This is a genomic window from Streptomyces sp. NPDC006296 (assembly GCF_040613235.1).
GTDB lineage: Bacteria > Actinomycetota > Actinomycetes > Streptomycetales > Streptomycetaceae > Streptomyces.
The window spans coordinates 199,379-208,549 of record NZ_JBEXRT010000005.1 but is presented as its reverse complement, the minus strand read 5'-3'; the positions used below and the strand labels follow the sequence as shown (position 1 = coordinate 208,549).

Here is a 9,171-nt window from a genome sequence, read left to right as displayed (position 1 = left end):
GGCGAACCCGAGCCGGGGCCCGGACCGCTCCTTGGAGTCACGCACCAGGACGAGAGACGGACGGGCGGCCACCTCCACACAGTCGTTGCCGTCGCCACTGCTGCTGTAACTGCTCCTGAACCACTCGGCCTCGAAGATGTCCTCGGGGCAGGTTCTGCGCATCATGTCTCTCCCAGCACTCGCTCGACGAAGACCGATGACTCCCTTGGCGTGAGCGCCTGAGCCCGGATGACCCCGTAGCGCATCGAGAGGATCCGGAGCTGCTTCGGATCGGAGACGGGGCGGCCCGTGAACTCGTTGTCCGTGCACACCACAGCCGAGCCGTCCCCGAACTTCACCACCTGGATCCACCCGCCCGCACTGGGGAGATCTCCCCGGCCCGCCCCCTTCGTACGCACCCGCACCGCCTGTCAGCCCCGGGAAGCGTGCCCCACGAACGCCGCCCAGACGGACGGGGCGAACCCGAGCCGGGGCCCGGACCGCTCCTTGGAGTCACGCACCAGGACGAGAGACGGACGGGCGGCCACCTCCACACAGTCGTTGCCGTCGCTGCTGTCGCTGTAGCTGCTCTTGAACCACTCCGGCCCGGATGCTTCCTCGGCAATGACCTTACGGATCATGTCTCTCCCAGCACTTGCTCGATGAAGGCCAGCGACTCCCCTGGCGAGAGAGCCCGAGCCCGGATGATGCCATACCTCAGTTCGAGGATTCGGAGCTGCTTCGGATCGGATACAGGGCGACCCGCGAACTCGTTGTCCGTACGCCCCACAGCCGAGCCGTCGCTGAACTTCAACACCTGGATCCGCCCGCCCGTGCCAGGGTGGTCTCCCCGGCACGTAGGCATCACCTGGATCTCCACGTTCGGCAAGTGCCCTACCTCCAGGAGGCGTTCAAGCTGCTGCCGCAGCACCATTGTCCCTCCGATCGGGCGGCGCAGCGTCACCTCTTCCTGGACGAAACTGAACTCCGGGGCCGGTTCGCGCTCGAAGACCGAACGGCGCGCCATGCGGGCGTCCACCATGCGCTCAAGCTCCGGGCGGGAGTACGCAGGTCGGCGGGTGGCGAGCAGCGCCCGCATGTACGTCTCGGTCTGCAACAGCCCGTGGATGTTGTGGTTGCCGTATGCCGCGAGCTCGACCGCCTCGGCCTCCATCTTCGCCAGGTCCCGCACCTTCTTCGGGTACCGGACCTCCGCCACCTCGCGCTTCATCATGGCGAGCTTGCCGCCCGCCCTCAGCACCTCGTCCGCCCTGTCCAGGAACTCCGGCCGAGGAATCCGCCGCCCGCCCTCCACCTTGTAGACCAGGTCCTCGCCGTACCCGATCGCGGCCCCGAACTCCCCCGCCCGCATCCCGGCCGCCTCCCGCCAGGCCTTGATCTGGCGGCCCACCGCGGTGACCACCGCCGCCCCCGACTCGTCGTCGGGATCGACGTCCCAGCCGGGCTCGTCCGTCCCGCCGTCCCCGTGCTGCGTGCCGGTCCCGTCCACATTCATCCGTGCCCCGCCTTCCGCGTACGTGCCGTCATCGTTCAACCCCGGACGCCCCCGCGCGTCACTCGGGACAGCCAGGACAACACCGGACAACCACGGGACAGACCGCACCGTGCCGGGGCGCACCGGGTCGCGGGAATCCACGACCCGGCAGGTCACGACCCGGTGGGCCGCACCCCGGTGGCCCACGACGTAAAAGGCTTTCAAGTAGGTGAGAAAAGAACTTTCCCCACCTCACCCGGCCTCGTCCCGCCCCGGCTCACTCGCGCGGGTGACATAGGGCAACTGGGCTGGATTTGAGAGGGGTTGCGTGTCATATGCTCGCTGCGCCCACCCAGACATACGACGGCCCCCGGCCGGGACTGGCATCCCGATCGAGGGCCTGACCAACGAGGAAGACAGACCTTCCCGATGGATACCCAGCAGGATATCGCGCCCCCGTGCGCCCCACCCGGTACACCCGAGCATGCGCAGCCCTCCTCCGGTGTCGTCCACGTCAACTCCCGGCATTCCAGGGACTTCACCGTTCTCGGCAACCACCTCGGCCGCCACCGTGCGCTGTCCCTGGTCGCCATCGGGCTCGCCGTGCACATCCAGTCGCTGCCCGCCGGGGCGAGGATCGGCATCAAGCGGCTGGCCGAGCGGTTCCCGGAGAGCGAGACCCGGATCGCCGCCGCCCGGAGCCCGGGACCTCGCGCCCCCGCCCCGCCCCGGCGCGATCGTCGTCCCGCTCCAGAACTGCGACCGCTGCGACCGCGCCTTCCGCTCCCGCCACCCCGGCCCCTGCCGCGACTGCCGCACCGAGGCATCCGCGGCGGCCTGACCCGCACACCGTCCACCAACCCGAACGGACCTCCATGGTCAGCGCACCCCATGAGGCGATGCACCGCGTGTTCCAGGAGTACCCGGATCTCTTCTCCCGGGTCTCCGAAGTGCTCGGAGTCGCCTTCCCTCCCTTCGTGTCCGCCGACGTCGTCACCACCGACCTCACGGAGTCCCGGCCCGTCGAACGCCGCGTGGACACCCTGCTGCGCATCGAGACCGAGCACGACGGGCCCTTCCTCCTCGCCGTGGAGGCCCAGGGCAAGAAGGACCCCGACAAACCGACGAGCTGGGCGTACTACGTCTCCTACCTGCTGGAGAAGTACCGGCTGCCCACCACGCTGCTGGTCGTCTGCCAGGACCGGGCCACCGCCACGTGGGCCGCCCGACCGATGCCGCTCGGCTCGGCCCAATGGCCGGTACTCACCCTCCGGCCGCTCGTCGCGGGCCCGCACAACATCCCCGCCGTCACCGATGTGGCGGAAGCCCGCAAGGACCTGGCGCTCGCCACACTGTCCGCCATCACGCACGCGGGCGAACCCGACATCGGTGCCATACTGAAAACGCTGTCCGCGGCCCTCCGGGGCGCACCGGACGACATCGCCGCCCCCATCGTCGAACTGACCGCACAAGGCCTGGGCACCCGCCCCGCCGCACAACAGTGGAGGAACCTGGTGGCCGTGGATCTCTCCTTCTACATCTCCCCCCTCTCGGAGGAAATCCGGGACGAAGGCCGTGCCGAGGGTGAAGCGCGGGGCCGCGTCGAGGGCGAAGCCCGGGGCCGTGCGGAAGACATCCTGCTCGTGTTCGACGAGCGCGGCATCGCCGTGTCCCCCGGGGTACGCGACACCATCACCGGCTGCCGCGACCTCGACCTCCTGCGCCGGTGGCTCCGCCGGGCCGCCACCGCCGCCACCGCCGAGGAGATCCTCGACGGGGACCTGCCCGCCTGAGCCGGCCGGTCACTCCCGGGCACGACGGAGAGGGAGCCCCCGCCGAAGCGGGGGCTCCCTCGTCCGGGGCGCGGGGGGGGGGGGCTACGGCAGGTTGCGGGCCATGACGATCCGCTGGACCTGGTTCGTGCCCTCGTAGATCTGCGTGATCTTGGCGTCGCGCATCATGCGCTCGACCGGGTAGTCCCGCGTGTAGCCGTAGCCGCCGAGGAGCTGGACGGCGTCGGTGGTGACCTCCATGGCGACGTCGGACGCGAAGCACTTGGCCGCGGCACCGAAGAAGGTCAGGTCGCCGTCGACGCGCTGGGACTTGGCGGCCGCCGAGTAGGTGAGCTGGCGGGCGGCCTCCAGCTTCATGGCCATGTCGGCGAGCATGAACTGGATGCCCTGGAAGTCGGCGATCGGCTTGCCGAACTGCTTGCGCTCCTGGACGTAGCCCTTGGCGTAGTCGAGGGCGCCCTGTGCGATGCCGAGCGCCTGGGCCGCGATCGTGATGCGGGTGTGGTCCAGGGTCTTCATCGCCGTGGCGAAGCCGGTGCCCTCCTCGCCGATCATGCGGTCGGCGGGGATGCGCACGTTGTCGAGGTAGACCTCGCGCGTCGGGGAGCCCTTGATGCCGAGCTTCTTCTCCGGGGCGCCGAAGGAGACGCCCTCGTCGGACTTCTCGACGACGAACGCCGAGATGCCCTTGGAGCGCTTCTCCGGGTCGGTCACGGCCATGACCGTGTAGTACTCGGACTCGCCCGCGTTCGTGATCCAGCGCTTCACACCGTTGAGGACCCAGAAGTCGCCGTCGCGGACGGCCTTGGTCTTCATGCCGGCGGCGTCGGAGCCGGCGTCCGGCTCGGAGAGGGCGTACGAGAACATCGCGTCGCCCTTGGCCAGCGGGCCCAGGTACTTCTTCTTGAGGGCCTCGGAGCCGGAGAGGATCACCGGGAGGGAGCCCAGCTTGTTCACGGCCGGGATGAGGGAGGACGACGCGCAGACGCGGGCCACCTCCTCGATCACGATGACCGTGGCGAGCGCGTCGGCGCCCGCGCCGCCGTACTCCTCCGGGACGTGGACCGCGTGCAGGTCGGAGGCGACGAGCGCGTCCAGGGCCTCCCGCGGGAAACGCCCCTCCTCGTCCACCTCGGCGGCGTGCGGGGCGATCTTCGCCTCGGCGAGCGAACGGATCGTGTCGCGGAGCATGTCGTGCTCCTCGGCCGGACGGTAGAGGTCGAAATCGGTCGAACCCGCCAAGACGTTCACTCCCCAAGGATGCTAACTACCGTTAAGTAACCAGAATTTTAGTGGTCCCGCCGAGCGGAGGCATACCGGCGCGGCACGTGAGCTTGCCGACAGCACGGGTGACCGCTCCGACGAGGGCTCCGCGACGGTCGGAAAACGGTGCTCCGCACGCCCGGATATGCTCGGCTCCGCACGTCTGTCCGCATCGTTCAGGAGCACCCATGGCCCTCAGGATCACCGTGATCGGCACCGGCTACCTCGGCGCCACCCATGCCGCGGCCATGGCGGAGCTGGGCTTCGAAGTCCTCGGGCTCGACGTGGTGCCCGAGAAGATCGAGATGCTCTCCGCGGGCCGGGTGCCGATGTACGAGCCGGGGCTCGAGGAGATCCTGCAGAAGCACGTGGCGGGCATCGAGGGGTCCACCGGGCGGCTGCGGTTCACCACCTCCTGGGAGGAGATCGGCGCCTTCGGCGATGTGCACTTCGTCTGCGTGAACACTCCCCAGAAGCACGGCGAGTACGCCTGCGACATGAGCTACGTCGACAGCGCCTTCGAATCGCTGGCCCCCCTGCTCACCCGGCCCGCGCTGGTCGTCGGCAAGTCGACCGTGCCGGTCGGCTCCGCCGCGCGGCTGGCGGCGCGGCTCGCCGAGCTGGCACCGGCGGGCACGGACGCCGAGCTGGCGTGGAACCCCGAGTTCCTGCGCGAGGGCTTCGCGGTGAAGGACACCCTGCACCCGGACCGGATCGTGGTCGGGGTCGGGAGCGAGCGGGCCGAGAAGCTGCTGCGCGAGGTGTACGCCGGACCGATCGCCGAGGGCTCGCCCCTCGTCGTGACGGACTTCCCGACCGCCGAGCTGGTGAAGACCTCGGCGAACTCCTTCCTGGCCACGAAGATCTCCTTCATCAACGCCATGGCCGAGGTCTGCGAGGCCGCCGACGGCGACGTGGTGAAGCTCGCCGAGGCCATAGGCCATGACGAGCGCATCGGGAAGAAGTTCCTGCGGGCCGGGATCGGCTTCGGCGGGGGCTGCCTGCCCAAGGACATCCGCGCCTTCATGGCCCGCGCCGGCGAGCTGGGCGCCGACCAGGCCCTGACCTTCCTCCGCGAGGTCGACTCCATCAACATGCGCCGCCGTGGCCACATGGTGGAGCTGGCCCGCGAGGCCGTCGGCGGAGGGTCCTTCCTGGGCACCCGGGTCGCGGTGCTGGGCGCCACCTTCAAGCCGGACTCCGACGACGTCCGCGACTCGCCGGCCCTGAACGTCGCCGGGCAGATCCACCTCCAGGGCGGCCAGGTCACCGTCTTCGACCCGAAGGGCATGGACAACGCCCGCCGGCTCTTCCCGACGCTCGGCTACGCGGACACCGCACTGGACGCGGTGCGGGGTGCGGACGTGGTGCTGCACCTGACGGAGTGGCGTGAGTTCCGGGAGCTGGACGCGGCGGCGCTGGGCGAGGCCGCGGGGCGCCGGATCATCCTGGACGGCCGCAACGCCCTCGACCCCACGGTCTGGCGCGACGCCGGCTGGACGTACCGGGCGATGGGCCGCCCGAAGGCCTGACACGGGAGGAGGCGGTGGCCACCGGGCCACCGCCTCCTCCACCGGTCGTGCGGGGGTCAGTACCCCGGACGGTCCAGCTCGCCGATCGTCGCGTGGGACGGGCCCACGCGGGCGCTCAGATCGCGGGAGACCGCCTCGGCGTCGCGCAGGACGCGCACGGCGTTCCGCCACGTCAGCTTGGCCAGGTCGGTCTCCGACCAGCCGCGGGTGAGCAGCTCCGCGATCAGGTGCGGGTAGCCCGAGACGTCCTCCAGCCCCTCCGGGAGGAAGGCCGTGCCGTCGTAGTCGCCGCCGATCCCGATGTGGTCGATGCCGGCGATCTCCCGCATGTGGTCGAGGTGGTCGGCGATCGTCGACACGGTGGCCGTCGGGCGCGGGTTGACCGCCTCGAAGTCCGCGTGGATCCGCATCGCGGCCGGGGTCGTGTCCAGGTGGTGCAGCCCGTGCTCCCGCATGTTGCGGTCGGCGGCGAGCGTCCACTCGACGGCCGCGGGCAGGACGAACTTCGGGACGAAGGTCGCCATGGCCACGCCGCCGTTGGCCGCGAGCATCCGCAGCACGTCGTCGGGGACGTTGCGCGGGTGGTCGCAGACCGCGCGGGCGGAGGAGTGCGAGAAGATCACCGGCGCGACGGAGGTAGCGAGCGCGTCCCGCATGGTGGTGGCCGCCACGTGGGACAGGTCGACCAGCATCCCGACGCGGTTCATCTCGCGGACGACCTCACGGCCGAACTCCGACAGCCCGCCGACGCGCGGGGAGTCGGTCGCCGAGTCCGCCCAGTCGGTGTTGTCGTTGTGGGTGAGCGTCATGTAGCGGACGCCCAGCGTGTGCAGGGCCCGGAGGGTGGCCAGCGAGTTGTTGATGGAGTGGCCGCCCTCGGCCCCCATCAGCGAGGCGATACGGCCCTCGGCGCGCGCCTTCTCCATGTCGTCCGCGGTCAGGGCGCGGCTCAGGTCGTCCGGGTAGCGGGCCAGCATCTCGGCGACCACGTCGATCTGCTCCAGCGTGGCGCTGACCGCGTCGTCACCGGCCAGATGGGACGCCACGTAGACGGACCAGAACTGCGCGCCGACCCCGCCGGCCCGGAGCCGCGGGATGTCGGTGTGCAGGGTGCCGGTCTGGTCCCGGGAGATGTCGCGGGCGTCGAGGTCGTACCCGACCTGCTCGCGCAGCGCCCAGGGGAGGTCGTTGTGGCCGTCGACGACGGGGTGGCCGGCGAGGAGCTGCCGCGCGCGTTCCAGCTTGTCCATGGCCGCCTACTTCCCGAAGCCGAAGTGGTCCGCGCCCTGGGCCTTGGCCCGCAGCCGCTTGCCCTTCTCCGTCGCCTGCTCCTTGAGCTCCTGCTGGAAGTCCTTCATCCGCGCCAGCAGCTCGCGGTCGTGGGCGGCGAGGATGCGGGCGGCGAGCAGACCGGCGTTGCGGGCGCCGCCGACCGACACGGTGGCGACGGGGACGCCGGCCGGCATCTGGACGATGGACAGCAGGCTGTCCATGCCGTCGAGGTACTTCAGCGGGACCGGGACGCCGATCACGGGCAGCGGGGTGACGGAGGCGAGCATGCCGGGCAGGTGGGCCGCGCCCCCCGCTCCCGCGATGACCGCCTTGAGGCCGCGGTCCGCCGCCGACTCGCCGTACGCGATCATCTCGTGCGGCATGCGGTGGGCGGAGACGACGTCGACCTCGTAGGGGATCTCGAACTCGCCGAGGGCCTTGGCGGCCGCTTCCATCACGGGCCAGTCGGAGTCCGAGCCCATGACGATGCCGACGACGGGGGCGGAGCCTGGTGCGGTCATTCGGTGATCGTTCCTCGCAGGTAGTCGGCCGCGTGCCGGGCGCGCTCCCGCACGTCCGCCAGATCGTCGCCGTAGGTGTTGACGTGGCCCACCTTGCGGCCGGGCTTCACGTCCTTTCCGTACATGTGGATCTTGAGCTGCGGGTCGCGGGCCATGCAGTGCAGGTACGCCTGGTACATGTCCGGGTAGTCGCCGCCGAGGACGTTGGACATGACCGTCCAGGTGGCGCGGGGGCGGGGGTCGCCGAGCGGCAGGTCCAGGACGGCCCGCACGTGGTTGGCGAACTGGGAGGTGACCGCGCCGTCCTGGGTCCAGTGCCCGGAGTTGTGCGGGCGCATCGCCAGCTCGTTGACGAGGATGCGGGGCGTCCCGTCCTCGTCGCGCGTCTCGAAGAGCTCGACCGCGAGGTGTCCGACGACGCCGAGCTCGGCGGCGATCCGCAGGGCGAGCTGCTGGGCCTCGCCGGCGAGCTGTTCGTCCAGGTCGGGCGCCGGGGCGATGACGGTGTCGCAGACCCCGTCGACCTGCACCGACTCGACGACGGGGTAGGCGACGGCCTGGCCGTGCGGCGAACGGACGATGTTGGCCGCCAGCTCCCGGGTGAAGTCGACCTTCTCCTCGGCGAGGACGGGGACACCGGCCCGGAAGGGCTCGGCGGCGTCCGCCTCGGAGCGGACCACCCAGACGCCCTTGCCGTCGTAGCCGCCGCGCACGGTCTTGAGGATGACGGGGAAGCCCCCCGTCTCCTCGGCGAAGGCCGCGGCGTCCGCCGGGTCCTTCACGATGCGGTGGCGGGGGCAGGGGGCGCCGATCTGCGTGAGCCTGGCGCGCATGACCCCCTTGTCCTGCGCGTGGACCAGGGCGTCGGGGCCGGGGCGCACGGGGATGCCGTCCGCCTCCAGGGCCCGCAGGTGCTCGGTCGGCACGTGCTCGTGGTCGAAGGTGATCACGTCGCAGCCGCGGGCGAAGGCGCGCAGCGTCTCCAGATCGCGGTAGTCGCCCACGACGACTTCGCCGACCACCTGGGCGGCCGAATCCTGGGGCGTGTCACTGAGGAGCTTGAATTTCAGGCCGAGGGGGATGCCCGCCTCGTGGGTCATACGGGCGAGCTGACCGCCGCCGACCATGCCGACTACAGGGAACGTCACGTGTACCAGGGTATCGGGCGGGCGGAAGGTCCCCCTCCCCCTGTCCCGCGGGGCCCGGCGGGACGCCCGGAGGCACCCTCCGTCACCTGGTTACCAGGGCTCACAGGCATCACGTCGGCGGGCTGGTTAGCATGGCCGGGTCGAGGAACCGACCGGACGGGGCTGAGC

Annotated in this window: 10 protein-coding genes and 1 pseudogene; 3 read left to right on the top strand and 8 right to left on the bottom strand. The window is 70.8% G+C overall.

The window, feature by feature from the left end; genetic code table 11:
- The 4 genes from ABZ172_RS05890 to ABZ172_RS05875 form a co-directional block, all read right to left on the bottom strand.
- The coding region (locus ABZ172_RS05890; protein WP_356880644.1) for a DUF397 domain-containing protein at nucleotides 1-165 on the bottom strand (165 nt) is incomplete at its 3' end.
- A complete protein-coding gene (locus ABZ172_RS05885) occupies nucleotides 162-404 on the bottom strand; it encodes a Scr1 family TA system antitoxin-like transcriptional regulator (RefSeq protein WP_356880619.1) in 243 nt (80 codons plus the stop codon). The genes ABZ172_RS05890 and ABZ172_RS05885, both read right to left, overlap by 4 nt.
- Nucleotides 405-410: 6 nt before the next feature.
- Complete coding sequence (locus tag ABZ172_RS05880) at nucleotides 411-620, bottom strand: DUF397 domain-containing protein (RefSeq protein ID WP_356880617.1); 210 nt, start codon at nucleotides 618-620, stop codon at nucleotides 411-413.
- The gene (locus tag ABZ172_RS05875) at nucleotides 617-1,495 is read right to left on the bottom strand and encodes a helix-turn-helix transcriptional regulator (protein WP_356880615.1); all 879 of its coding nucleotides are present in this window, start codon (nucleotides 1,493-1,495) and stop codon (nucleotides 617-619) included. The genes ABZ172_RS05880 and ABZ172_RS05875 overlap by 4 nt, the downstream gene beginning before the upstream one ends.
- A 408-nt stretch (nucleotides 1,496-1,903) precedes the next feature.
- On the opposite strand from ABZ172_RS05875, the pseudogene ABZ172_RS05870 reads away from it, so the two are divergent.
- Nucleotides 1,904-2,170: pseudogene (locus tag ABZ172_RS05870) on the top strand (helix-turn-helix domain-containing protein); the annotation flags it as partial.
- Nucleotides 2,171-2,349: 179 nt separating this feature from the next.
- Nucleotides 2,350-3,267, top strand: a complete 918-nt coding sequence (locus ABZ172_RS05865; protein ID WP_356880613.1) for a hypothetical protein — start codon at nucleotides 2,350-2,352, stop codon at nucleotides 3,265-3,267.
- Between the two features lie 84 nt (nucleotides 3,268-3,351).
- Here the strand turns inward: ABZ172_RS05865 and ABZ172_RS05860 are convergent, their stop codons facing one another.
- Nucleotides 3,352-4,509: an acyl-CoA dehydrogenase gene (locus ABZ172_RS05860; protein ID WP_356880642.1), complete on the bottom strand. Its 1,158-nt coding sequence runs from the start codon at nucleotides 4,507-4,509 to the stop codon at nucleotides 3,352-3,354.
- Between the two features lie 209 nt (nucleotides 4,510-4,718).
- On the opposite strand from ABZ172_RS05860, the gene ABZ172_RS05855 reads away from it, so the two are divergent.
- Nucleotides 4,719-6,062 carry a UDP-glucose/GDP-mannose dehydrogenase family protein gene (locus tag ABZ172_RS05855; protein ID WP_356880611.1) on the top strand — a complete coding sequence of 448 codons (1,344 nt, stop codon included), beginning with the start codon at nucleotides 4,719-4,721 and terminating at the stop codon, nucleotides 6,060-6,062.
- Nucleotides 6,063-6,118: 56 nt separating this feature from the next.
- Here ABZ172_RS05855 and ABZ172_RS05850 read toward each other — a convergent pair whose 3' ends face one another.
- The 3 genes from ABZ172_RS05850 to ABZ172_RS05840 are packed head-to-tail and all read right to left on the bottom strand — an operon-like array spanning nucleotide 6,119 to nucleotide 9,003.
- The gene (locus ABZ172_RS05850) at nucleotides 6,119-7,312 is read right to left on the bottom strand and encodes a dipeptidase (RefSeq protein WP_356880609.1); all 1,194 of its coding nucleotides are present in this window, start codon (nucleotides 7,310-7,312) and stop codon (nucleotides 6,119-6,121) included.
- A 6-nt stretch (nucleotides 7,313-7,318) separates the two neighbouring features.
- Entirely contained in the window at nucleotides 7,319-7,855 is a 537-nt protein-coding gene (gene purE / locus ABZ172_RS05845; RefSeq protein ID WP_356880607.1) for a 5-(carboxyamino)imidazole ribonucleotide mutase, read from the bottom strand.
- Entirely contained in the window at nucleotides 7,852-9,003 is a 1,152-nt protein-coding gene (locus ABZ172_RS05840) for a 5-(carboxyamino)imidazole ribonucleotide synthase (protein ID WP_356880605.1), read from the bottom strand. The genes purE and ABZ172_RS05840 overlap by 4 nt, the downstream gene beginning before the upstream one ends.
- Between the last annotated feature and the right edge of the window lie 168 nt (nucleotides 9,004-9,171).

Bases quoted from the DNA above. Each gene is read 5' to 3' on its own strand.
- ABZ172_RS05880 (WP_356880617.1), bottom strand. From the start codon at position 620: ATGATCCGTAAGGTCATTGCCGAGGAAGCATCCGGGCCGGAGTGGTTC.
- ABZ172_RS05875 (WP_356880615.1), bottom strand. From the start codon at position 1,495: ATGAATGTGGACGGGACCGGCACGCAGCACGGGGACGGCGGGACGGAC.
- ABZ172_RS05865 (WP_356880613.1), top strand. From the start codon at position 2,350: ATGGTCAGCGCACCCCATGAGGCGATGCACCGCGTGTTCCAGGAGTAC.
- ABZ172_RS05855 (WP_356880611.1), top strand. From the start codon at position 4,719: ATGGCCCTCAGGATCACCGTGATCGGCACCGGCTACCTCGGCGCCACC.
- ABZ172_RS05850 (WP_356880609.1), bottom strand. From the start codon at position 7,312: ATGGACAAGCTGGAACGCGCGCGGCAGCTCCTCGCCGGCCACCCCGTC.
- purE (WP_356880607.1), bottom strand. From the start codon at position 7,855: ATGACCGCACCAGGCTCCGCCCCCGTCGTCGGCATCGTCATGGGCTCG.